Consider the following 20,927-nt stretch of genomic DNA (forward strand, 5'->3'; position numbering starts at 1 on the left):
GGACGAACCCCCTGCCGTCTCTTGTAGTCAGGGCGTCGCTTTCGGTCTTGAACCGGCGGGCGATTGGGCGCACTCCTGTCCCGGATGGTTCCCGGCCAGTCAGAAGTGCGGCCGGGTGAAAAGGGAATGGGGTGAGGTGTAGGCAACAGCCGCCAAATCCCCGACTGCCCCCGCAACTGTAAGCGGCGAGCGACCCCCCTCATGCCACTGGCCGACCGGCCGGGAAGGTGGGGGAAGCGGCGACCCGCGAAGTCAGGAGACCTGCCATCGAAGAGGTGACCGCAGCCGGGCGGGGTGTCCCGGGATGGAGATTTCGATGGACGGCAAGTCGACGGGGCCCCTGGCCTCACCCCCCTATTCCGTGGCGCAGACCGCGCCGCATCAGATCCTGGTCTGCAAGGCCTGCAAGCACAAGGGCCAGGACTGCAAGCCGGGTTTCGCCCTGCTGAAGAAGTTGCGGGCAGCGATCGCCTCGGCGGGTCTCGGCGATGCGTTCGAGGTCTCGGGCACCGCCTGCCTTGCGGGCTGCGTGCCCGCGCATGGCGAACCCTGCGTGGTGGGCTGGCGCGCGACCGGCAAGGCGACCTGGCTGTTCGGCGACATCGACCCCGACCAGCCGCTGGATGAGCTGATCGAATTCGCCCGGCTCTACGCCGCGCGCGAGGATGGCTGGATGTCCGGCAAGGCGCTGCCCCGGCATCTCTGCGACGCCACGCTGGCCCGCATTCCCGCCGCGATGATCGTGACCCGCGAGGGGTGATCCAGTGACCCATGTGATGGAGGTGCGGGGGGTAAGCTGGGGGCCGAAGCGGGCGCCCGCGATCCTGCACGACATTTCCTTCACCCTTTCCGAAGGCGAGGTCCTGGCCGTCTGCGGTGCGAACGGCGCGGGGAAATCCTCGCTTCTCCGGCTGCTTTACCGCCATCAGGCGCCCCTCTCGGGGTCGGTGATCGTCGAGGGCCGCGACCTCTGGCTCCGCCCCGCGCGCGAGGCGGCCCGGATCGTCGCCGCCGTGTTGCAGGAACAGCCGACCGATTTCGCCCTGACCTGCCGCGAGATCGTGGCGCTGGGCCGCCTGCCGCACCGCCAGGGCATGGGGCCGGGCGCGCGCGACAAGGCGGTCACCGACGCCGCGCTGGTCCGGATGGACCTTGGCCACCTGGCCGACCGCCGCTTCGGCACGCTTTCGGGCGGCGAGCGCCAGCGCGTCATGGTCGCCCGCGCCCTGGCGCAGGAACCCCGCATCCTGGTGCTGGACGAGCCGACGAACCACCTGGACATCCGGCATCAGCTGGAACTCCTGCGCCTCCTTCGCGGTCTCGGCCTGGCCGTGGTCTGCACCTTGCACGACCTGACCCTGGCGGCGGACTTCGCCGACCGGGTGCTGATCCTGGACCAGGGCCGCGTGATCGCCGACGCGCCCCCCGAGGAGGCCCTGACCGAGGCCACCATCGCCCAGGCCTTCCGCGTCGCCACCCGAATCGACCGCTCGGGCGGCAGCCCGCGTTTTTCCTTCCAACTGGATCTGTAAATGAAACTCGCCCTTCTCGCTCTCCTGCTCTCCGCCGGGCCCGCCCTGGCCTTCCCGGTCACGGTGCAAAGCTGCAACCGCGAGGTGACCTTCGACGCCCCCCCGGCCCGCGCCATCGCCAATGACGTGAACCTGGTCGAGATGATGCTGGCGCTCGGCCTGCGCGACCGGATGGTCGGCTATACCGGCGTCTCGGGCTGGAAGACCCTGGACGAGGAGCTTCGCGCCGGGATCGAGGAACTGCCGGAGCTTTCGGCGCAATATCCCACCCGCGAGGTGCTGCTGGGGGCCGAGCCCGATTTCTTCTTCGCCGGCTGGAACTATGGCATGAAGGTCGGCGGCGAGGTCACGCCCGAGACGCTGGAACCCCTGGGCATCAAGACCTACGAGCTGACCGAAAGCTGCATCCATGTCGGCGACAAGCCGCGCAGCTCGATGCAGGACATGTATGCCGACCTTCTGAACCTCGGCGCGATCTTCGGCGTCGAGGAGCAGGCCAAGGCGCTGGTCGCCGCCTACGAGGCCGAGCTGGCCGAAGCCACCGCAGGCATCGACCGGGCCACGCCCCCGCGGGTCTTCGTCTATGACTCGGGCGAGGAAAGCCCCTTCACCGCCGGCGCCTATGCCATGCCGACCGCCCTGATCGAGGCGGCGGGCGGCGTGAACGTCATGGACGACCTGCAGAAAAGCTGGGCCACCGTCACCTGGGAGGCCGTGGTGGAGAGGAACCCCGAGGTCATCGTCATCGTCAACTACGGCGACGTGACGGCCGAGCAGAAGATCGCCTTCCTGGAGGGCAACCCCGCCTTCGCCGCTGTCGACGCGGTGAAGAATGACCGCTATGTGGTGCTGGAATATGTCGAGGCCACGCCCGGCCCGCGCAACATCCGCGCGGTGAAAAAGCTGGTGGCGGGCTTCCGGGGGAAATGATGCCGCAGCAAAGCCCATCGCATGGCTTCGCCGCTCCTCGCTGGCGCAGGGACGCCCGCGAGGAGTGCACGAAGTGCATCGACGAGCATTGACATGACCGAAACCCCGCTCGCCACCCCCGCCCGTTCCGCCCTGCGCCTCACGCGCGGCGCCGGTATCGTGCTGGGCGGCGGCGGGATCCTTCTGCTTGCCATCCTTCTTGCCGTCACGGTCGGCGCGGTGCCCATCCCCCTTGCGACCGTCTGGGGCGTGCTGGCCAACCACCTCAGCCCCGGTCTCGTCACCCCCGACTGGGCGCAGGGGCGCGAGGCCATCGTCTGGGACATCCGCTTTCCCCGCGCCCTTCTCGCGGCGCTGGTCGGCGCGGGCCTCGGCATCACCGGGGCCGCGCTGCAATCCGTCACCCGCAACCCGCTGGCCGACCCGCATCTGCTCGGCATCTCCTCCGGCGGGGCCTTCGGCGCCATCGCCGCACTCCTGCACACCGGCCTGTTCCTCGGCCTTCTCACCGTCCCGCTCATGGCCTTCGGCGGAGCCCTGGCCGCGACGGTCCTCGTCCTGATGGTCGCCCGCGTCACCGGGGCCACCTCGGCCGACCGCCTGGTCCTGGCGGGCGTCGCGGTCAGCTTCATCATCATGGCCGGGGCCAACATCCTGATCTTCCTCGGCGATCCCAAGGCCACCCATACCGTCGTCTTCTGGATGCTCGGCGGCCTCGGCCTGGCCCAGTGGTCGCATCTCGTCTACCCCCTCGCCGTCCTTCTCCCCGCCGGCCTCTGGCTCTGGAGCCAGGGCCCCGCCCTCAACGCCATGAGCCTCGGCGACGAGACCGCCGCCTCGCTCGGCATTCCCGTCGCCCGCTTCCGCCTGTCGGTCTTCGTCGTGGGCGCGCTGATCACCGGCGTCATGGTCGCCTTCTCCGGCCTCATCGGCTTTGTCGGGCTGATGATGCCGCATCTCGTCCGCTTCGCCGTGGGCGGCGACAACACCCGCGTCCTGCCGCTCGCGGCCCTGACCGGGGCGATCTTCCTCGTCGCCGCCGATACCGTCGCCCGCATCGTCATGGCGCCCGAGGACATGCCGATCGGCGTCGTCACCGGCCTTGTCGGCGGGGTGTTCTTCCTCGTGCTGATGGCGCGCAAGCCGTGAAACGCATCATGATCCAGGGGGCCGGCTCGAATGTCGGCAAGTCGATGCTGGTGGCCGGCCTCTGCCGCCTCTACACCCGTCAGGGCCTGACGGTCCGGCCCTTCAAGCCGCAGAACATGTCGAACAACGCCGCCGTCGCCACCGGGGGCGAGATCGGCCGCGCCCAGGCCCTGCAGGCCCGCGCCTGCGGGGTCGCGCCGCATGTCGACATGAACCCCGTGCTGCTCAAGCCCGAATCCGAAACCGGGGCGCAGGTCATCGTGCAGGGCCAGCGCCTGACCACCGTCAAGGCCCGCGACTATGCCGCGCTGAAGCCGCAACTGATGGCCCCGGTCCTCGACAGCTTCCGCCGGCTGCAAACGCAGGCCGACCTCGTCATCGTCGAGGGCGCCGGCAGCCCGGCCGAGGTCAACCTGCGCCAGGGCGACATCGCCAACATGGGTTTCGCCCGCGCCGCCGACGTGCCGGTGATCCTGACGGGGGACATCGACCGCGGCGGGGTGATCGCGCAGCTTGTCGGCACCCAGGCCGTCCTTGACCCCGCCGATGCGGCCATGATCCGCGGTTTCCTGATCAACAAGTTCCGTGGCGATCCGCGCCTCTTCGACGACGGCTATCGCCTGATCGAGGACCGCACCGGCTGGCCCGGCCTCGGCACCGTCCCCTGGTTCCCCCACGCCCACCGCCTGCCCGCCGAGGATGCCGCCGATCTGGGCGGCACGCGCGGGACAGGGGAGTTCCTGATCGCCGTCCCGCACCTGAACCGCATCGCCAATTTCGACGACCTCGATCCCCTGGCGCAGGAACCCGGTGTGACGCTGCGGATCGTCAAGCCCGGCCAGCCCCTGCCGGTCGAGGCCGACCTGATCATCCTGCCGGGGTCCAAGGCCACCATCGCCGACCTCGCGCATTTCCGCGCGGAAGGCTGGGACATCGACCTTGCCGCCGCCCTGCGCCGGGGCGCGCGGGTTCTCGGCCTCTGCGGCGGCTACCAGATGCTGGGGCGCGAGATCGCCGACCCCCTGGGAATCGAGGGCAAGCCGGGCTCCGTCCCCGGTCTTGGCCTTCTCGACCTCGCCACCACCATGACCCCCGACAAGCGCGTGACCGAGACCGAGGCGCTGCACCCTGCCTCAGGCACCCGCGTCCGCGGCTACGAGATCCACCTCGGCGCGACCTCCGGCCCCGATCGCGCCCTCCCGATGTTCACCGTCGCGGGCCAGCCCGAAGGCGCGATCCGCGCCGATGGCCGGGTGATGGGCAGCTACCTGCACGGCATGTTCACCGAGGACGCCTTCCGCCGCGCCTTCCTCGCCGGTCTTGGTGCCCGGCCGGGGACCGAGAGCTACGACCGGACGGTCGAGGAAACGCTGGACGCCCTGGCCGACCACCTGGCAGGTCATGTCGACAGCCGGCGCCTGCTGGCCCTGGCCTAGATCGCCCGGCGCAGGCGTAGGGTGGGCAATATCGCCCACCCTGCTCCAATGCTCAGAACAGCCCGTCGCCGCCCTTTTCCTGCTCGATCGCCTCATCCGCGACCACTGCGGCCGCCCCGCCCACGACCAGCGGCGCACAGGCCGCCGTCGCCAGCGTCACCAGCGCCATGACCACCCCCAGACCCGTCTTCCGCATTGCGATCCCTCCTCGACCAGATCTTGCCAAAAGGTTAATGCCCGCGCCCAACCCATTGATTTCGCTAAGGCTGAATTTCTGTCCACACTGGACAGCCTCAGAACTCCACCCCCGGTTGCCCCTTGACCCCCGAGCGGAACGGATGTTTGACCAGCGTCATCTCGGTCACCAGATCCGCCGCCTCGATCAGTTCCTCCTTCGCATTCCGCCCGGTCAGGACCACATGGGTCAGGGGCGGCTTCTCGGTCTTCAGGAAGTCCAGCACCTCGCCGATATCCAGGTAGTCATACCGCAGGGCGATGTTGATCTCGTCCAACAACACCATCCTGATCTCCGGGTTCCGGATCAGTTCCTTCGCCTTCTCCCATCCCGCCCTTGCGGCGGCGATGTCGCGGGTCTTGTCCTGCGTCTCCCAGGTGAAGCCCTCGCCCATCGCGTGGAACTCGCAAAGATCGCTGAAATGGGTGGTGATCAGCCGCCGCTCGCCCGTATCCCAGGCCCCCTTGATGAACTGCACCACCGCGCAGGGCATCTCATGCGCGATGCAGCGCAGGATCATCCCGAATCCGGACGAGGATTTGCCCTTTCCCGCGCCGGTATGGACGATGATCAGCCCCTTCTCGCCTTCCTTCCCGGCCATGATCTTGTCCCGCGCGGCCTTCTTCTTGGCCATCTTCTGCGCATGCCGGGCCAGCTCGGCTTCGGTGTCCTGTGTCGCATCAGCTTCGGTCATGGTCGGTCGCGTCCTTGACAAGAGGGGGGTGCATGGCTCAGGTGAACCTTGCGCTGGTTCCTGTTTATGACAGGCGAAGAGGGAATGTGACAGGTCGGAAACGACCCCAAGCAGCCGCCCCCGCGACCGTGACCGGAGAGGTTCCATGGCCACTGACCCGCCGGGGTCGGGAAGGCGGGGGCCGTGGGGCAAGCCCCGTATCCGCAAGCCGGGAGACCTGCCAGCGCAAAGGATGAACCGGCGGACGGGGTGGACCGCGACCGGGTAAAGGCGACCGACGCCTTTGCTGGCCCATGCCCCCCGACGCCACTGGAAGGCTGCAATGGGCGCGACCCTACATGTCTGCACCACCTGCAAGGCCGGCGAGCCGGTGCCCGAGGGCGATGTGCCCCCCGGCGCGAGGCTGCATGCCGCGCTGACGGCCGCCGCGCTGCCCGAGGGCGTCCGCATCGTCGGGGTCGAGTGCCTGTCCGCCTGCAACACCGGCTGCGCCGTCTCGCTGTCCAAGCCCGGCGCCTGGGCCTATGTCTACGGCCGCCTCACCCTTGACGACGTCTCCGCGATCCTGGATGGCGCAGGGAAATACGCGGCCAGCCCGGACGGAATCGTCCCCTGGCGCGATCGTCCGACTGTCTTCCGCAAGCAAAGCATCGCGCGCATCCCGCCCCTGGAGGCCCCATGACCGACCTGACCAAAATCCCCGTGACCGTGATCACCGGCTTCCTCGGATCGGGCAAGACCACGCTGATCCGCCACCTGATGCAGAACCCGCAGGGCAAGCGCCTGGCGATCCTGGTGAACGAGTTCGGCACCGTGGGCGTCGACGGCGACATCCTGAAGTCCTGCGCCGACGAGAATTGCCCGGTCGAGAACATCGTCGAACTTGCCAACGGCTGCATCTGCTGCACCGTCGCCGATGACTTCATCCCGACGATCGAAAGCCTGATGGCCATGCCGCAGCGCCCGGACCATATCCTGATCGAGACCTCGGGCCTGGCCCTGCCGAAGCCCCTGCTGAAAGCCTTCGACTGGCCCGCGATCCGGTCGCGCATCACCGTGGACGGCGTGATCGCTTTGGCCGATGCCGAGGCGGTGGCGGCGGGCCGCTTCGCCCCCGATGTCGAGGCGGTCGAGGCCCAACGCGCCGCCGACCCCAGCCTGGACCACGAAACCCCGCTATCCGAGGTCTTCGAGGACCAGATCCTCTGCGCCGACCTGATCCTGCTGTCGAAAGCCGACCTCGCCGGGGACGCGGGCCTCGCCGCCGCCAGGGAAGTCATCGCGGCCGAGCTGAACCGGCCGGTCCCGATGCTGCCGATGACCGAAGGCGTCATCGACCCCCGCGTCGTCCTGGGCCTTGCCGCCGCCGCCGAGGACGACCTTGCCGCGCGCCCCTCGCATCATGACGGGGCCGACGATCACGAGCATGACGATTTCGACAGCGTGGTCATCGACCTGCCCGAGATCGCCGACCCCGAGACCCTGGCCGCCGCCATCCAGCGCCTTGCGCGCGAGCAGCGGGTCCTGCGCGTCAAGGGCCATGTCGCGGTCGCGGGCAAGCCCCTGCGCCTGCTGGTCCAGGCGGTCGGCGACCGGGTGCGGATGCAGTTCGACAAGCCCTGGGGCACCGCGCCGCGCCGATCGCAACTGGTGGTGATCGCCGAGCATGACGACATCGACGATTCCGCGATCCGCAAGGTCCTGGGGGCCTGACGCCGTGATCCGCCTTTTCCCCACCCCTGGCCGCCTGGCGCCACCCTCCCCCCGCCGTGGGGGAGGGCGGGGGTGGGGGGATGCCTTCTTCCGGAGGATGTGACCCATGCACGTCGTCTTCCGCGAGAGCCACGGGCTCGAGGAAACCGAAACCCCGTTCGACCTGGCCCAGGACCCGGCCGATCTGGTGGTGCTTTCCCTGTCCGACAGCGACCTCGGCGCCTTTGCGGCGGGATATGAGCGCCTGCGCAAGGCGGGTGGTATCGCCCATCCTGCCTTGCGTCTTGCCAATATCGTCGCGCTGAAGCACCCGATCTCTATCGACACCTATGTCGAACGCACCCTCTCCGGCGCGAAGGCCATCCTCGTCCGCCTGATCGGGGGCGAGGCCTACTGGCCCTACGGTCTCGCCACGTTGCAGGACCTCGCCCGCCGCCAGGGCACTGCGCTGGCGATCCTACCCGCCGACGGCCGCCCCGATCCACGCCTCGACCAGCTTTCCACGCTGCCTGTTTCCACCCTGCGCCGCTTGCAGGCGCTGTGCGACGAGGGGGGCGCGGTCGCCGCCCATGCCGCACTGGCGCAACTGGCGCTGGCGGCCGGCATCTACGTGGCGCCCGTCACCGGCGACAAGACCGTGCCGCAGATGGGATTCTACGACCCCGAGCTTGGCGTGATCCCGGCCCCAGAGACTACCCGTCCCGGACTTGATCCGGGACCTCTGCCAGCCACCGGCGCACCCCTCGCATATGGAGGTCCCGGATCAAGTCCGGGACGGGGTTTCTCCACGGCGGCGCCTGAGAATCATTCCGACACCTCCACCCGTGCCTCCCTACCCCCAACGTGGGGAAGGGATGGGAAGGGGGGGACGCAGCCCAAGGGCCCGGTCCTCGTCACCTTCTACCGCAGCTACCTCACCTCGGGCGACACCGACCCGGTCGACGCGCTGATCCACGCCCTGCGCGCCGAGGGTTTCGCGGCCCATGGCGCCTTCGCCCCCAGCCTCAAGGCCCCCGGCGTCGCCGATTGGCTCTCGGCCCAGCTGGTGCAGAATCCGCCGGTGGCCATCATCAACGCCACCGCCTTCTCGGCCCGCGCCGACGACGGCTCCACCCCCTTCGACGCCGCCGCCTGCCCGGTGTTCCAGGTCGCCCTCTCCACCGCCCGCCGCCGCGACTGGCTGGCCTCCGACCGGGGCCTTTCGCCCGCCGATCTTGCCATGCATGTCGTCCTGCCCGAGGTCGACGGCCGCATCCTCGCCGGCCTGATCAGCCACAAGTCCCCGGGCAGGCGCCACCCCGAACTGCAGTTTTCCCGTTTCGCTCACCGCGCCGATCCGGGCCGCGTCAAGGCCGTGGTCGATCGCGTGAAGCACTGGCACCGCCTCGCCGCCACCCCGGCGGCCGAGCGGCAGTTGGCCGTCATCCTCTCCACCTATCCTGGCCGGGCGCACCAGATGGCCCATGCCGTCGGCCTCGACGCGCTGGCCTCGACCGAGGCGCTGCTCAGCACCCTTGCCGCCGAGGGCTATGGCACCACTGAAGGCACGCCCCTGCCGCAGGCGCTGACCGAAACCCTCACCTGGCCACTTGCCGCCTATCAGGCCGCCCTCGCAAGCCTGCCCGAAGCCCTTCGCGACGACCTTGCCCAAGCCTGGGGCAGCCCCGCCTCCGACCCTTCGGTGAAGGACGGCGCCTTCCACTTGCCGGCCACCCGGCGCGGCAACGTGCTGGTCGCCCTGCAACCCGAACGCGGCGAGGTCCAGACCCGCGACAGCGACTACCACGACCTCTCCCGCACCCCGCGCCATGCCTATGTCGCCTTTTATCTCTGGCTCCGCGCCCAAGGCCTCCACGCCCTGATCCACATGGGCGCGCACGGCACGCTGGAATGGCTGCCCGGCAAATCCGTCGCCCTGTCGGAAACCTGCTGGCCCGAGGCGCTGATCGGCCCCCTGCCGGTCATCTACCCCTTCATCGTCAACGACCCCGGCGAGGCCGCCCAGGCCAAGCGCCGCATCGGCGCGGTCACCCTGGGCCATTTGCCCCCGCCGATGCAGGCCAGCGCCGTGCCGCCCGAGCTTCTCCGCCTCGAACGCCTGCTCGACGAATATTCCACCGCCGACGGCCTCGACCCCGCCCGCCGCGCCCGTCTCATCTCCAGCATCCGCGACGAGGCCTCTGCCTCCGGCGTCGCGGCCGACCTCGGGCTTTCGGCCAATGCCACCCCCGCCGAAGCGATCACGCGGATCGACCGCTTCGTCTGCGACCTGAAGGAAAGCCAGTTCGGCCAAGGCCTGCACATCTTCGGCAACGGGGCAGGGGAACGTGACGGCCTCCTCATCGCCCTGAACGGCCTGAAGGTCGCCCCCGGCCCCGCAGGCTCGCCCAACCGGGGCCGCAGCGACGTGCTTCCCACCGGCCGGAACCTCTTCTCCGTCGATCCCCGTGCCGTCCCCTCGCGCAACGCCCATGCCCAGGGCGTGAAACTGGCCGAGGAGCTGATCCGCCGCCATCTGCAGGACCACGGCGACTATCCCCGCGGGCTGGTGGTCGACCTCTGGGGCAGCGCCACCATGCGCACGGCAGGCGAGGAATTCGCAATGGCCCTCCACCTCGCGGGCCTTTCGCCGAAATGGGACGACGGCTCCGCCCGCGTCTCCGGTTTCGAGATCCTGCCCCTCGCCCTCCTTGGACGGCCCAGGATCGACGTCACCCTCCGCGTCTCCGGCCTTTTCCGCGACGTGTTCCCCGGTCTTGCGCAACTTTTCGAAGCCGGGGCCGAGGCGCTTGCCAGCCGCGAGGAAAGCCCCGAGGACAACCCCTACACGACCAGGGCCGCACGGGTCTTCGGCCCCAGGCCCGGCCTCTACGGCCTTGGCATGGGCACCGCCGCCGATACTTTCACCGACGAGGCCCGCGCCGCCGCAGGGGAGGCCTGGCTGAACGCCTCAAGCTGGGCGATCGGCGCGGATGGCCAATCGAACGAAGCCCGGGCAGAACTGGAAAGCCGCGTCCTCGCCGCCGAAGCCTTCGTCCATGCCCAGGATCTGCCCGAAACCGACGTCCTCATCGCCGCCGACTATGCTGCGCACGAGGCAGGCTTTGCCGCCGCCGTGGCGAAACTCGGCGGCACGAAACCCACGCTCTACCACCTCGACGCCACCCGCCCCGACAGCCCCCATGCCCGCACCCTGACCGAGGAAATCGCCCGCGTCACCCGCGCCCGCGCCGCCAACCCCGACTGGGCCACGGGCATGATGAACCACGGCTTCCGCGGAGGGGCGGAGATCGCCGCCACCCTCGACCACATGGCCGCCTTCGCCCATCTCGCCCAGGTGGTGCCGCCGCACCTCTTCGACCTTTACCACGAGGCTACCTTGGGCCGCGAGGAAGTCCGCGATTTCCTCGCCCGCGAGAACCCCGCCGCCCTCGCCGCGATGGAAGACCTGTTCCGCCGCCTCCGCGACGCGGGCCTCTGGCTTACCCGCCGCAATTCCATCGCCGCGACGCTGGACGGTGTGGCATGACCCTGCACCTTCCTCTTGGCCCAAATACTCATCTTCGGGGAACCGTCGCATGACTGCCTGGGACATCAAGGGCTGGTGCCCCGGCGCCCTGCGCCCGATGCTGTCGGGCGATGGCCTCGTCACCCGCATCCGCCCGCCAATGGGGCGCCTCACCCCCGCGCAGGCCGGGGCCATCGCGCAAGCCGCCCAGAGCCACGGCAACGGCATCATCGACCTCTCCGCCCGCGCCAACCTGCAACTGCGCGGCGTGACCGAGGCCAGCCACGGCCCGCTGATCGACGACCTCCACGCCCAGGGCCTGATCGATCCCGACATCGCAACCGAGTCGCTGCGCAACCTGATCGTCACGCCCTTCCGGGACGGCGAAACCGAGGCCGGGGAGCGAAAATTTTTCGGACGAAAAATTTTGGCCGACACCGACACCCTCGCCGCCGCCCTCACCGCCGCGCTTTCCCGGATGCCCCGCCTGCCCGGCAAGTTCGGCTTCGCGCTCGACACCGGCCCGCGCCCGGTCCTGACGCAAGCCTCCGCCGACATCCGCGTTGAACGCGCCGCCGATGGCACCCTCATCCTGCGTCCCGAAGGCCACCCGCTCGGCCAACTCCTGACCGACCTCGGCCGCGACGCCATCGCCATGGCCAGCTGGTTCGTCGCCAATGGCGGCGTCACCAATGGCAGGGGACGCATGGCCGCCCTCATCGCCAGGGGCATCATCCCGCCGGGCTGCACCACCGCCCCCGCCGCTCCCCTGCCGACGCCAGCCCCCGGCCTCCACCCCGACGGCGCGCTCGTCGCCCTCGCCTTCGGCCAGATGCGCGCCGAAACCCTGCATGCCCTTGCCGCGCTGGGCCACGAGATCCGCCCGACCCCCTGGCGGATGCTGCTGATCGTCGGTGCCACGGAAATGCCCGCCATCCCCGGCCTGATCACCGACCCGACCGACCCGATCCTGCGCATCACCGCCTGCACCGGCGCGCCGGGTTGTCCGCAGGCGCTGGGCGACACGCGCAACCTCGCCCGGCAACTCGCCCCGCACCTGCCCGCAGGCCGGACCCTCCACCTTTCCGGCTGCGCCAAAGGCTGCGCCCATCCCGGCCCGGCGGACCTTACCCTCACCGCCACCGGCCAGGGCCATGACCTGATCCGCAATGGCACCGCCCATGATGCTCCCAGCCTGACGGGCCTGACCCCGCAGGCGATCCTTGACCACCTGAAAGCCCCCGATGCCCCACAGCTATGAAACCGACGGCGCCGCGATCTATCTGCAAAGCTTCGCCATGATCCGGGCCGAGGCCGACCTCACCCGCTTCACCCCCGAGGAAGAGATCGTCGCCGTCCGGATGATCCACGCCGCCGGGATGGTCGAGCTTGCGCCGCATATCCGCTTCACCCCCGGCATGGCCATCGCCGCCCGGGCCGCGCTGGAAGATGGCGCGCCCATCCTCTGCGACGCCCGCATGGTCAGCGAGGGCATCACCCGCGCCCGCCTGCCGAAGGACAACGCCGTCATCTGCACCCTGCATGACCCGCAGGTTCCCGCTCTGGCGAAAGAGATGGCCAACACCCGCTCCGCCGCCGCGCTGGAGCTTTGGCGCCCGCATCTCGCCGGGGCCATCGTCGCCATCGGCAACGCGCCCACCGCGCTGTTCCACCTCCTCAACATGCTGGAAGACCCCGCCTGCCCCCGCCCCGCCGCGATCATCGGCTGCCCGGTCGGCTTCGTCGGCGCGGCCGAGTCGAAGGACGCGCTGATGGAGGCTCCGCCCGTGCCCAGCCTGATCGTCAAGGGCCGCCTCGGCGGCAGCGCGATCACCGTCGCCGCCGTCAACGCCCTCGCCAGCCGGAAGGAATGACCATGACCGGAAAGGTGATCTGTGCGGGCCTTGGCCCCGGCGACCCCGACCTGATGAGTTTGCGCGCCGCCCGCGCCATATCCGGCGCGCACCATGTCGCCTATTTCCGCAAGGCGGGCCGCGCCGGCCAGGCACGGCGGATCGTCGAGGGAATGCTTTCGCCCTCGGCCGTCGAATATCCGATGGAATATCCGGTCACGACGGAACTCCCCTTCGACAGCCCGGAATACACCGACGCCCTCGCCCGCTTCTACGACGACTGGGCCGACCGGCTGGCGACCTTGGCCGCGACTGAAGAGGTGCTGGTCCTCTGCGAGGGCGACCCCTTCTTCTACGGCAGCTTCATGCACCTGCACTCGCGCCTGCAGGGCCGCGTCCCGGTCGAGGTGATCCCCGGCATCACCGGCATGACCGGCTGCTGGACCGCGACCGATACGCCGATCACCTGGGGCGACGATGTGCTGACCGTCCTGATGGGCACCCTCCCCGAGGAGGACCTGGTCCGCCACATGCAGCAGTCGGATGCGCTGGTCGTGATGAAGACCGGGCGCAACCTGCCCCGCGTCCGCCGCGCGCTGGAGCGGGCTGGTCGGCTGCAAAGCGCCTGGCTGGTGGAACGCGGCACCATGCCGAACCAGCGCGTCGCCCGCCTGGTCGAGGTCGAGCCGCATGACGTGCCCTATTTCGCCATCGTCCTGGTCCACGGCCACGGCCGCCGCCCGGAGATCGCGGAATGAGCGGCTGGCTTGCCATCGCGGGCCTCGGGCCGGGCGACGACCGGCTGGTGACGCCCGAGGTTTCGGCGGCGCTCGCGCAGGCGACCGACGTGGTCGGCTACATCCCCTATGTCGCCCGCGTCGCCCCGCGCGAGGGGCTGGTGCTGCACCCTTCCGACAACCGTGTCGAACTGGACCGCGCGCGGGCCGCGTTGCAGATGGCCGCCGAGGGCAAGCGCGTCGTCGTCGTCTCCTCCGGCGATCCCGGCGTCTTCGCGATGGCCTCGGCCGTGTTCGAGGCGCTGGAGACCCGCCCGGACTGGCAGGCGCTGGACATCCGCGTCCTGCCCGGCATCACCGCGATGCTCGCTGCCGCCGCCGCTGCCGGGGCGCCCCTGGGCCATGACTTCTGCTGCATCAACCTGAGCGACAACCTGAAGCCCTGGGAGGTGATCGAGACCCGCCTGCGCCACGCCGCCCGCGCCGATTTCGCGATGGCCTTCTACAACCCCCGCTCGGCCAGCCGCCCGGAAGGGTTCGCCAAGGCGTTGGCCGTGCTGCTGCAGGAATGCGGGCCGGAGCGCCTGATCACCTTCGCCCGCGCGGTTTCGACGCCGGACCAGCGCCTGAGCACCGTCTCCCTCGGCGAAGCCACGCCCGAGATGGCGGACATGCGCACTGTCGTCATCGTCGGCAACTCCGCCACCCGTCGCGTCGGCCCCTGGGTCTACTCCCCCCGGAGCGCGAAATGAGCCTGCGACCCCTCGTCGTTCACTTCGTGTCCTCCTCGGAGGCGCCGCGCGAGGAGTGCACGAAGTGCTCGACGAGCTTTCGTCTATGGAACCAGCCATGCCATGACCTCGGCCACGGTCCTCGCCACCCGGCGCATCGGCGCCTGCGGCCGGTCGATCAGCACCACCGGCAGCTTCAGTTCCCGCGCGGCAATGAGCTTCGCCTCGGCCCCCGCGCCACCGGCGTTCTTGGCGACGATCACCTCGATCCGGTGGTCCTTGAGCAACGCCAGATCGCCCGCCACGTCGAAGGGCCCGCGTGCGATAACGGCTTCGGCGCGGGGCAGGGGCAGCGGGTCGGTCGGCGGATCGACGAGGCGCAGAAGGTAGTGATGCTGCGGCGCGCCTGCGAAAGCGCCAAGGTTCTGGCGTCCGATGGCAAGGAAAACCCGGCGCGGGGCCTCGCCCAGGGCCGTCACCGCTGCGGCAAGGTCGGGCACATGGGTCCAGCGGTCGCCCGCGCCAGCCTGCCACGGCTCTCGCTCCAGCGCGATCAGGGGCACGCCCGCATCGGCGCAGGCGTCCACCGCGTTGCGGCGCATCTGTGCGGCGAAAGGGTGGGTGGCGTCGATCACATGACTGATGCCCTCGGCCTTCAGATAGGCCGCCAGTCCCGCCACCCCGCCGAACCCGCCGACGCGGACGGGCAGGGGCGGAGCCACCGGCGCATCGGTCCGGCCCGCATAGGAATAGACCGCATCCACCCCCGCCTCGGCGAGGGTGCGGGCCATGCGGGCGGCCTCGGTGGTTCCGCCCAGAAGCAGGACGCGGGTCATGGCTGATCCCTGGCTGACGATCATCGGTCTGGGCGAAGATGGACCGGAGGCCCTGTCCCTCGCAAGCCGCGAAGCACTCGCCGCCGCGCGCAGCATCTTCGGCGGCCCTCGTCACCTGACCCTGACCGGCGCCGGAGAAAAGGGCCAGCCCTGGCCCATCCCCTTCGACCCCACGCCCGTCCTCGCCCACCGCGGCCAGCCCACCGTCGTCCTCGCCTCCGGCGATCCGTTCTGGTTCGGCGCGGGCGGCAGCCTCATGGCCCATCTTGCCCCCGGCGAATGGACCTCGCACCCCGCGCCCTCGACGTTCCAGCTTGCCGCGAACCGGCTCGGCTGGCGCCTGGAAGACACGCTGACCCTCGGCCTCCACGCCGCCCCCTTCGCGCGCCTCCGCCCTGTCCTTGGCAAGGGCACCCGCGCGATCTGCACTGTTCGCGACGGGGCCGCCGTCGGCGAGCTAGCCCGCTGGCTGAGCGACAACGGCCACCCCAACGCCCGCCTCACCGCCCTTGAACGCCTCGGCGGTCCGCAGGAACGCATCCGCCCGATCGCCGGCGAACCCCCGCAGGACATCGCCGCCCCCGTCGCCGTCGCCATCGAGGCGCACGACCCCGGCCTGCCGCAAGCCTCCGGCCTGCCGGACGACCTGTTCCGGCACGACGGCCAGCTGACCAAGCGCCCGGTCCGTGCCCTCACGCTCTCCGCCCTCGCCCCCCGCCCCGGCGAGACGCTCTGGGACATCGGCGCCGGCTCCGGCTCCATCGGCATCGAATGGCTGCTGGCCGGGGGTGCCCGGGTGGAAGCGCTGGAAGCCGACCCCACCCGCGCCGCCCGCGCCCGTGGCAACGTCGAAAGCTTCGGCCTCAGCCACCGCCACCGCCTGACCGAAGCCCGCGCGCCCGCGGGCCTGTCCACCCTCCCCGTTCCCGATGCCGTCTTCATCGGCGGCGGCGCCTCCGATGCGCTCCTCACCTGCCTCTGGGACCTGATCCCCCCCGGCACCCGCCTCGTGATGAACGCCGTCACGCTGGAGACCGAGGCGCTGGTCCTCGACTGGTCCGCCCGCCACGGCGGCCATCTCCTCAAGATCGACCTCTCGGAAACCGCTCCCATCGGCAGCAAGCGCGGCTGGAAAACGGCACTTCCGATCCTGCAATGGAGCACCACCCGATGATCGTCGCGGGCTTCGGCTTCCGGTTGGGGGCGACGCTGGCCGCGCTTCAGGATGCGCTGGCGAAGGCTGGGGGGCCGGAAGGCGTGACCCATCTGGCCAGCCTCGCCGCAAAGGCGCCGGGACTTGAGCCGCTGGGACGCGCGCTCGGCCTGCCCACCCTCGCCCTGCCGCCCGATCAGCTGCGGGATCAACCGACCCTCACCCGATCCGCCCGGGTTCAGGCCCTGCACGGCACCGGCTCTGTCGCCGAAGCCGCCGCCCTCGCCGCCGCCGGGCCGGGGTCACGGCTGCGCGGCCCGCGTGCCGTGTCGTCCGATGGAACCGCAACCGCCGCGATTGCCGAAAGCACCAGCCCATGACCGCCACCGACCTGACCTGTGAAATCCGGCGCCTCCCCTCCCCCGCGTGGGGAGGGGTTGGGGGAGGGGGGCGCCCGTGCAAAGCCCCACTCCCAGAGGTTAACAATCCGTATACGCCCACGTCCAACAGACTGATTTCATGTGGTAATCAGAATCTGTCCACCGTGGACACCCTTCCCATCGCCAAGGACATCCCCGCATGACCGTCCATTTCATCGGCGCCGGCCCCGGCGCGCCCGACCTCCTGACCCTGCGCGGCCGCGACCTGATCGCTGCCTCCCCGGTCTGCCTCTATGCCGGCTCCCTGGTCCCCGAGGGCGTCCTCTCCCACTGCCCCCCCGGCTGCCGGATCGTGAACACCGCCCCCCTCTCGCTGGACGAGATCATCGCCGAAATCCAGACCGCCCACGCAGCCGGACACGACATCGCCCGCCTCCATTCCGGCGACCTCTCGGTCTGGTCGGCGATGGGCGAACAGCTCCGCCGCCTGCGTGACCGTTCCATCCCCTACGACGTGACCCCCGGCGTCCCCTCCTTCGCCGCCGCCGCCGCCGCGTTGGGGGTGGAGCTGACCCTGCCCGGCCTCGCCCAGTCCGTCGTCCTGACCCGCACCGAAGGCCGCGCGACCCAGATGCCGGAACGCGAGACCCTGGCCGCCTTCGCCGCCACCGGCGCGACGCTGGCCCTGCACCTCTCGATCCACCTGATCGACAAGCTGACCGCAGACCTCATCCCCCACTACGGCCCCGACTGCCCCGTCGCCGTCGTCTGGCGGGCAAGCTGGCCCGATCAGCGGATCATCCGGGCGACCCTCGCCACCCTCAAGGAGGCCGTCCCGGAGGAGGTGGAGCGCACCGCCCTCATCCTCGTCGGCCCCGCGCTGGCGCAGGAGGGCTTCGAGGACAGCCGCCTCTACGCCGGGGACTACGACCGCCGCTACCGGCCCGTCGGGACCCATCCCCGCTTTCCGGGGACGGGCAGGTGACTCCCGGCCTGATCATCGCGGCTCCGGCCTCTGGCACCGGCAAGACGACGGTCATGCTGGGGCTCCTCGCCGCGCTGCGCGAGAAGGGACTGCGGGTGCAGCCCTTCAAGAACGGGCCGGACTACATCGACCCGGCCTTCCATCGCGCCGCCTCGGGGCGGGAGTCCTTCAATCTGGATACCTGGGCCATGCCGGGGGCGATGCTCGACGGGATGCTGGCCGCAGCCGAGGGCACCGATCTGGTGCTGGCGGAAGGCTCGATGGGCCTGTTCGACGGGGTGTCGGCGCCGGGGGCCACGGGCAACGGGGCAGCGGCTGACCTGGCGCAGCGGATGGGCTGGCCGGTGGTGCTGGTGATCGACGCTTCCGGCCAGGCGCAGACGGCGGCGGCCGTGGCGCAGGGGCTGGCGCGGTTCCGGCCGGGTGTGCGGGTCGCGGGGATGATCGTGAACCGCATCGCCAGCCCCCGGCACGAGGCGCTGGTCCGCGCCGGGATGGCGGAGGCGGGCCTGCCGGTGCTGGGAATCCTGCCGAAACGCGCGGCCATCGCGATGCCCGAGCGGCATCTCGGGCTGGTGCAGGCCGAGGAACAACCCGCGCTCCAGACCTTGATCGCCGAGGCGGCGGCCCTGATGCGCGAGGGTGTCGACCTTGACGCGCTGGTCGCCGCCGCCGCCTCGCACGCCCGGCCTGCGTCTGCGCAAGGGACCAGGCCCCCCGGCCAGCGGATCGCGCTGGCCCGCGACGCGGCGTTCAGCTTCGTCTATCCGCACCAGCTGCACGGCTGGCGCGCGGCGGGGGCCGAGGTGCTGCCCTTCTCGCCGCTGGCGGACGAGGCCCCCGATCCGACCGCCGATGTCTGCTGGCTGCCGGGCGGCTACCCCGAGCTGCACGGCGCGGCGCTGGCGCGGGCCGACCGTTTCCGCGCCGGACTGCGGTCCTTCGGCGAGACCCGGCCCGTTCACGGCGAGTGCGGGGGCTACATGGCGATGGGCACCGCGATCGTGGACAAGCAGGGCGAGCGGCACCCGATGGCGGGCCTCCTGGGCCTGGTGACCAGTTTCGAAAAGCGCAGGATGCACCTGGGCTACCGCCTTGCGCGGCTGAAGCAGGCGATCCCCGGTCATGCCGCAGGCAGCGCGCCGCGCGGGCATGAGTTCCACTATTCCACCATCCTCGACCAGCCCGACGCGCCCCTGGCCGAGGTCATCGACGCGACCGGGGCCACCGTCCCCGAGACCGGCAGCTATCGACTCCAGCCCGGCGGCGGGCTATCGACCGGCACCTTCTTTCACCTGATCGCAGGCGCGTCATGACCGGCACCACCAAGACGGGCTTCGTCACCTTCGTTTCCGCCGGGCCCGGCGACCCGGACCTCTTGACCGTCAAGGCGGTGAAGGCCCTTGCCGCCGCCGATGCCGTCCTGTTCGACGACCTCTCCTCCGGCCCGATCCTGGCGCTGGCGCGGCCGGGGGCGGACATGGTGGGCGTCGGCAAGCGCGCCGGTCGCGCCTCGCCGAAGCAGGACCACGTCAGCCGCCTGCTGGTCGACTATGCCCTCACCGGCGCCCATGTCGTCCGCCTGAAATCCGGCGATTCCGGCATCTTCGGCCGGCTGGAGGAGGAGCTGACCGCCATCCGCGCCGCCGGGATCGCCTGCGAGATCATCCCCGGCGTCACCGCCGCCTCGGCCGCCGCCGCCGCCGCCGGGATCCCGCTGACCCGCCGGAGCCACGCGCAGCGCGTCCAGTTCATCACCGCCGCCGACGTGACCGGAGAATTGCCGCCCGGCCTGAACATGGCGGCGCTGGCCGATCCCGGCGTGACCACGGTGATCTACATGGGCAAGCGCACCTTCCCGGCGCTGGCCGCCGCGCTGGTCGCCCATGGCCTGCCGCCGGATACCCCGGCCCTTCTTGCCGAGGGCGTCAGCACGCCCGAGCAGATGCTGCACCGCTCCACCGTGGCCGAACTTGCCCGGACCCTGGCCGAAGATCGCTCGCCCCTGCCGGGCCTGATCCTGGTCGGCCGTCTGGCCGAGGGCGTCGCGGATTGATCGCCCCGCGTCGTCTTCCGCGTTGACCGGGGGGCGCTGAAGGCGCAGACAGGGCGGGCAAGGTGTCCCACCAAGACGCAAAGCGTCGGGACTGAAACGGGAATGAGGAGCGGGCTTACCCGAACGGGAGCCCGTGACATCAGCCGCCCCCGCGACTGTCAGCGGTGAGCGGGCCCCCGAACGCCACTGCCCGGAAGGGCGGGAAGGCAGGGGCCCGCCGCGATCCGCCAGCCAGGAGACCGGCCCTGCATGAACATGAACCGCCGTCGGGTGTGACGGACAGGAGGACAACATGCATATCGAACCGGGCCTCGTCGACGGGGCCAAGATCGCGCTCAGCTACGCCACGGTCACCGCCGCGGGCGGCACCGCGCTTTACCACATCGCCCAGGCCGGCCGGCAAAGCGGCATCGCCTCGGTCGCGCTCCGCTCGCTGATCGCGACGGCGGGCGTCTTCACCTTCTTCGAGATCCTGCCGCATTTCCCGGCCGGCGTGTCGGAGGTTCACTTCATCCTCGGCTCGACGCTGTTCCTGATCCTGGGCGCAGGCCCGGCCGCCATCGGGCTGGCGCTGGGCCTTCTGATCCAGGGGATGTTCTTCGCGCCCTTCGACCTGCCGCAATACGGGATGAACCTGACGACGCTCCTCGTGCCGCTCTTCGCGCTGCATGAGGTGGCGCGGCGCATCATCGCGCCGGGCACGGCCTATGTCGATCTGCAGTACAAGCAGGTGCTGGCGCTTTCCACCGTCTATCAGGGCGGGATCGTCGCCTGGGTCGCCTTCTGGGCCATGTACGGCGCGGGCTTCGGCGCGGCGAACCTGGTCTCGATCGGCACTTTCGGCCTGGCCTACATGGCCGTCGTCCTGTTCGAGCCGCTGGCCGATCTTGCCATCCTCGGCCTCGCCAAATCGCTGAAGGGGCAGGGCTCGGCCCTCGTCACCCCGCGGCTTTACGCCTGAACCCAAGGGGCGCGGCCTTGCACAGGGCCGCGCCTCTG

At 70.5% G+C, this 20,927-nt stretch carries 21 protein-coding genes and 3 riboswitches; of the genes, 18 read left to right on the plus strand and 3 right to left on the minus strand.

Annotated elements, in window-relative coordinates; genetic code table 11:
- The first annotated feature begins 68 nt into the window (after nt 1–68).
- A riboswitch (cobalamin riboswitch) is annotated at nt 69–284 on the plus strand.
- Nucleotides 285–316: 32 nt separating this feature from the next.
- From ACE3UA_RS11390 to ACE3UA_RS11410, 5 genes are all read left to right on the plus strand, one after another.
- A complete protein-coding gene (locus tag ACE3UA_RS11390) occupies nt 317–760 on the plus strand; it encodes a DUF1636 family protein (RefSeq protein ID WP_374645173.1) in 444 nt (147 codons plus the stop codon).
- A 16-nt stretch (nt 761–776) separates the two neighbouring features.
- Nucleotides 777–1,532 (plus strand): ABC transporter ATP-binding protein, encoded by a 756-nt coding sequence (locus ACE3UA_RS11395; RefSeq protein WP_374645307.1) that lies wholly within the window; start codon nt 777–779, stop codon nt 1,530–1,532.
- Entirely contained in the window at nt 1,533–2,462 is a 930-nt protein-coding gene (locus tag ACE3UA_RS11400; RefSeq protein ID WP_374645175.1) for an ABC transporter substrate-binding protein, read from the plus strand. It begins immediately after the preceding gene.
- 93 nt (nt 2,463–2,555) lie between these two features.
- Entirely contained in the window at nt 2,556–3,611 is a 1,056-nt protein-coding gene (locus ACE3UA_RS11405) for a FecCD family ABC transporter permease (protein WP_374645177.1), read from the plus strand.
- Nucleotides 3,608–5,047, plus strand: coding sequence for a cobyric acid synthase (locus tag ACE3UA_RS11410; protein ID WP_374645179.1), 1,440 nt, complete (start codon nt 3,608–3,610; stop codon nt 5,045–5,047). Before ACE3UA_RS11405 ends, ACE3UA_RS11410 begins: the two co-directional genes overlap by 4 nt.
- Nucleotides 5,048–5,099: 52 nt before the next feature.
- Here the strand turns inward: ACE3UA_RS11410 and ACE3UA_RS11415 are convergent, their stop codons facing one another.
- Both ACE3UA_RS11415 and cobO read right to left on the minus strand, forming a co-directional pair.
- Nucleotides 5,100–5,243, minus strand: a complete 144-nt coding sequence (locus tag ACE3UA_RS11415; protein WP_374645181.1) for a hypothetical protein — start codon at nt 5,241–5,243, stop codon at nt 5,100–5,102.
- A 97-nt stretch (nt 5,244–5,340) separates the two neighbouring features.
- Nucleotides 5,341–5,976, minus strand: coding sequence for a cob(I)yrinic acid a,c-diamide adenosyltransferase (gene cobO, locus ACE3UA_RS11420; RefSeq protein WP_374645183.1), 636 nt, complete (start codon nt 5,974–5,976; stop codon nt 5,341–5,343).
- Nucleotides 5,977–6,013: 37 nt separating this feature from the next.
- Nucleotides 6,014–6,216, plus strand: a riboswitch (cobalamin riboswitch).
- Between the two features lie 82 nt (nt 6,217–6,298).
- Between cobO and ACE3UA_RS11425 the strand changes: the two genes are divergently transcribed.
- From ACE3UA_RS11425 to cobJ, 7 genes are all read left to right on the plus strand, one after another.
- Complete coding sequence (locus tag ACE3UA_RS11425; RefSeq protein ID WP_374645185.1) at nt 6,299–6,658, plus strand: DUF1636 family protein; 360 nt, start codon at nt 6,299–6,301, stop codon at nt 6,656–6,658.
- On the plus strand, nt 6,655–7,689 hold the full coding sequence (gene cobW, locus ACE3UA_RS11430) for a cobalamin biosynthesis protein CobW (protein WP_374645187.1): 1,035 nt from the start codon (nt 6,655–6,657) through the stop codon (nt 7,687–7,689). The genes ACE3UA_RS11425 and cobW overlap by 4 nt, the downstream gene beginning before the upstream one ends.
- Before the next feature lie 106 nt (nt 7,690–7,795).
- Nucleotides 7,796–11,218, plus strand: coding sequence for a cobaltochelatase subunit CobN (cobN, locus tag ACE3UA_RS11435; protein WP_374645189.1), 3,423 nt, complete (start codon nt 7,796–7,798; stop codon nt 11,216–11,218).
- 49 nt (nt 11,219–11,267) lie between these two features.
- Nucleotides 11,268–12,458 (plus strand): precorrin-3B synthase, encoded by a 1,191-nt coding sequence (gene cobG, locus ACE3UA_RS11440; RefSeq protein ID WP_374645191.1) that lies wholly within the window; start codon nt 11,268–11,270, stop codon nt 12,456–12,458.
- Nucleotides 12,442–13,071 carry a precorrin-8X methylmutase gene (locus ACE3UA_RS11445; RefSeq protein ID WP_374645193.1) on the plus strand — a complete coding sequence of 210 codons (630 nt, stop codon included), beginning with the start codon at nt 12,442–12,444 and terminating at the stop codon, nt 13,069–13,071. Before cobG ends, ACE3UA_RS11445 begins: the two co-directional genes overlap by 17 nt.
- 2 nt (nt 13,072–13,073) lie before the next feature.
- Complete coding sequence (locus ACE3UA_RS11450) at nt 13,074–13,808, plus strand: precorrin-2 C(20)-methyltransferase (protein ID WP_374645195.1); 735 nt, start codon at nt 13,074–13,076, stop codon at nt 13,806–13,808.
- Nucleotides 13,805–14,539, plus strand: a complete 735-nt coding sequence (gene cobJ / locus ACE3UA_RS11455; protein WP_374645197.1) for a precorrin-3B C(17)-methyltransferase — start codon at nt 13,805–13,807, stop codon at nt 14,537–14,539. The genes ACE3UA_RS11450 and cobJ overlap by 4 nt, the downstream gene beginning before the upstream one ends.
- 83 nt (nt 14,540–14,622) lie before the next feature.
- On the opposite strand, the gene ACE3UA_RS11460 is transcribed toward cobJ, so the two are convergent.
- A complete protein-coding gene (locus ACE3UA_RS11460) occupies nt 14,623–15,354 on the minus strand; it encodes a cobalt-precorrin-6A reductase (RefSeq protein WP_374645199.1) in 732 nt (243 codons plus the stop codon).
- Here ACE3UA_RS11460 and cbiE point away from each other — a divergent pair.
- The 6 genes from cbiE (at nt 15,353) to ACE3UA_RS11490 (ending at nt 20,889) form a co-directional block, all read left to right on the plus strand.
- Complete coding sequence (cbiE, locus tag ACE3UA_RS11465) at nt 15,353–16,528, plus strand: precorrin-6y C5,15-methyltransferase (decarboxylating) subunit CbiE (protein ID WP_374645201.1); 1,176 nt, start codon at nt 15,353–15,355, stop codon at nt 16,526–16,528. The two genes, ACE3UA_RS11460 and cbiE, sit on opposite strands and share 2 nt — an antisense overlap.
- A complete protein-coding gene (locus ACE3UA_RS11470) occupies nt 16,525–16,887 on the plus strand; it encodes a cobalamin biosynthesis protein (protein ID WP_374645203.1) in 363 nt (120 codons plus the stop codon). The genes cbiE and ACE3UA_RS11470 overlap by 4 nt, the downstream gene beginning before the upstream one ends.
- A gap of 199 nt (nt 16,888–17,086) precedes the next feature.
- Nucleotides 17,087–17,872, plus strand: coding sequence for a precorrin-4 C(11)-methyltransferase (gene cobM, locus ACE3UA_RS11475; RefSeq protein ID WP_374645205.1), 786 nt, complete (start codon nt 17,087–17,089; stop codon nt 17,870–17,872).
- Nucleotides 17,869–19,188 carry a cobyrinate a,c-diamide synthase gene (locus ACE3UA_RS11480; RefSeq protein WP_374645207.1) on the plus strand — a complete coding sequence of 440 codons (1,320 nt, stop codon included), beginning with the start codon at nt 17,869–17,871 and terminating at the stop codon, nt 19,186–19,188. Before cobM ends, ACE3UA_RS11480 begins: the two co-directional genes overlap by 4 nt.
- Nucleotides 19,185–19,928, plus strand: coding sequence for a uroporphyrinogen-III C-methyltransferase (gene cobA / locus ACE3UA_RS11485; protein ID WP_374645209.1), 744 nt, complete (start codon nt 19,185–19,187; stop codon nt 19,926–19,928). The genes ACE3UA_RS11480 and cobA overlap by 4 nt, the downstream gene beginning before the upstream one ends.
- 63 nt (nt 19,929–19,991) lie before the next feature.
- Nucleotides 19,992–20,191, plus strand: a riboswitch (cobalamin riboswitch).
- Nucleotides 20,192–20,220: 29 nt separating this feature from the next.
- A complete protein-coding gene (locus ACE3UA_RS11490) occupies nt 20,221–20,889 on the plus strand; it encodes an energy-coupling factor ABC transporter permease (RefSeq protein WP_374645211.1) in 669 nt (222 codons plus the stop codon).
- The last annotated feature ends 38 nt before the right edge of the window (nt 20,890–20,927 follow it).

It is taken from the genome of Tabrizicola sp. (assembly GCF_041919135.1).
Taxonomy (GTDB): Bacteria; Pseudomonadota; Alphaproteobacteria; order Rhodobacterales; family Rhodobacteraceae; genus Tabrizicola.

What these genes read in the sequence shown, in the direction of transcription:
- ACE3UA_RS11390 (WP_374645173.1), top strand. Translation starts at nt 317, where the DNA reads ATGGACGGCAAGTCGACGGGGCCCCTGGCCTCACCCCCCTATTCCGTG.
- ACE3UA_RS11395 (WP_374645307.1), top strand. Translation starts at nt 777, where the DNA reads ATGGAGGTGCGGGGGGTAAGCTGGGGGCCGAAGCGGGCGCCCGCGATC.
- ACE3UA_RS11400 (WP_374645175.1), top strand. Translation starts at nt 1,533, where the DNA reads ATGAAACTCGCCCTTCTCGCTCTCCTGCTCTCCGCCGGGCCCGCCCTG.
- ACE3UA_RS11405 (WP_374645177.1), top strand. Translation starts at nt 2,556, where the DNA reads ATGACCGAAACCCCGCTCGCCACCCCCGCCCGTTCCGCCCTGCGCCTC.
- ACE3UA_RS11415 (WP_374645181.1), bottom strand. Translation starts at nt 5,243, where the DNA reads ATGCGGAAGACGGGTCTGGGGGTGGTCATGGCGCTGGTGACGCTGGCG.
- cobO (WP_374645183.1), bottom strand. Translation starts at nt 5,976, where the DNA reads ATGACCGAAGCTGATGCGACACAGGACACCGAAGCCGAGCTGGCCCGG.
- ACE3UA_RS11425 (WP_374645185.1), top strand. Translation starts at nt 6,299, where the DNA reads ATGGGCGCGACCCTACATGTCTGCACCACCTGCAAGGCCGGCGAGCCG.
- cobW (WP_374645187.1), top strand. Translation starts at nt 6,655, where the DNA reads ATGACCGACCTGACCAAAATCCCCGTGACCGTGATCACCGGCTTCCTC.
- cobN (WP_374645189.1), top strand. Translation starts at nt 7,796, where the DNA reads ATGCACGTCGTCTTCCGCGAGAGCCACGGGCTCGAGGAAACCGAAACC.
- cobG (WP_374645191.1), top strand. Translation starts at nt 11,268, where the DNA reads ATGACTGCCTGGGACATCAAGGGCTGGTGCCCCGGCGCCCTGCGCCCG.
- ACE3UA_RS11445 (WP_374645193.1), top strand. Translation starts at nt 12,442, where the DNA reads ATGCCCCACAGCTATGAAACCGACGGCGCCGCGATCTATCTGCAAAGC.
- ACE3UA_RS11450 (WP_374645195.1), top strand. Translation starts at nt 13,074, where the DNA reads ATGACCGGAAAGGTGATCTGTGCGGGCCTTGGCCCCGGCGACCCCGAC.
- cobJ (WP_374645197.1), top strand. Translation starts at nt 13,805, where the DNA reads ATGAGCGGCTGGCTTGCCATCGCGGGCCTCGGGCCGGGCGACGACCGG.
- cbiE (WP_374645201.1), top strand. Translation starts at nt 15,353, where the DNA reads ATGGCTGATCCCTGGCTGACGATCATCGGTCTGGGCGAAGATGGACCG.
- ACE3UA_RS11460 (WP_374645199.1), bottom strand. Translation starts at nt 15,354, where the DNA reads ATGACCCGCGTCCTGCTTCTGGGCGGAACCACCGAGGCCGCCCGCATG.
- ACE3UA_RS11470 (WP_374645203.1), top strand. Translation starts at nt 16,525, where the DNA reads ATGATCGTCGCGGGCTTCGGCTTCCGGTTGGGGGCGACGCTGGCCGCG.
- cobM (WP_374645205.1), top strand. Translation starts at nt 17,087, where the DNA reads ATGACCGTCCATTTCATCGGCGCCGGCCCCGGCGCGCCCGACCTCCTG.
- cobA (WP_374645209.1), top strand. Translation starts at nt 19,185, where the DNA reads ATGACCGGCACCACCAAGACGGGCTTCGTCACCTTCGTTTCCGCCGGG.
- ACE3UA_RS11490 (WP_374645211.1), top strand. Translation starts at nt 20,221, where the DNA reads ATGCATATCGAACCGGGCCTCGTCGACGGGGCCAAGATCGCGCTCAGC.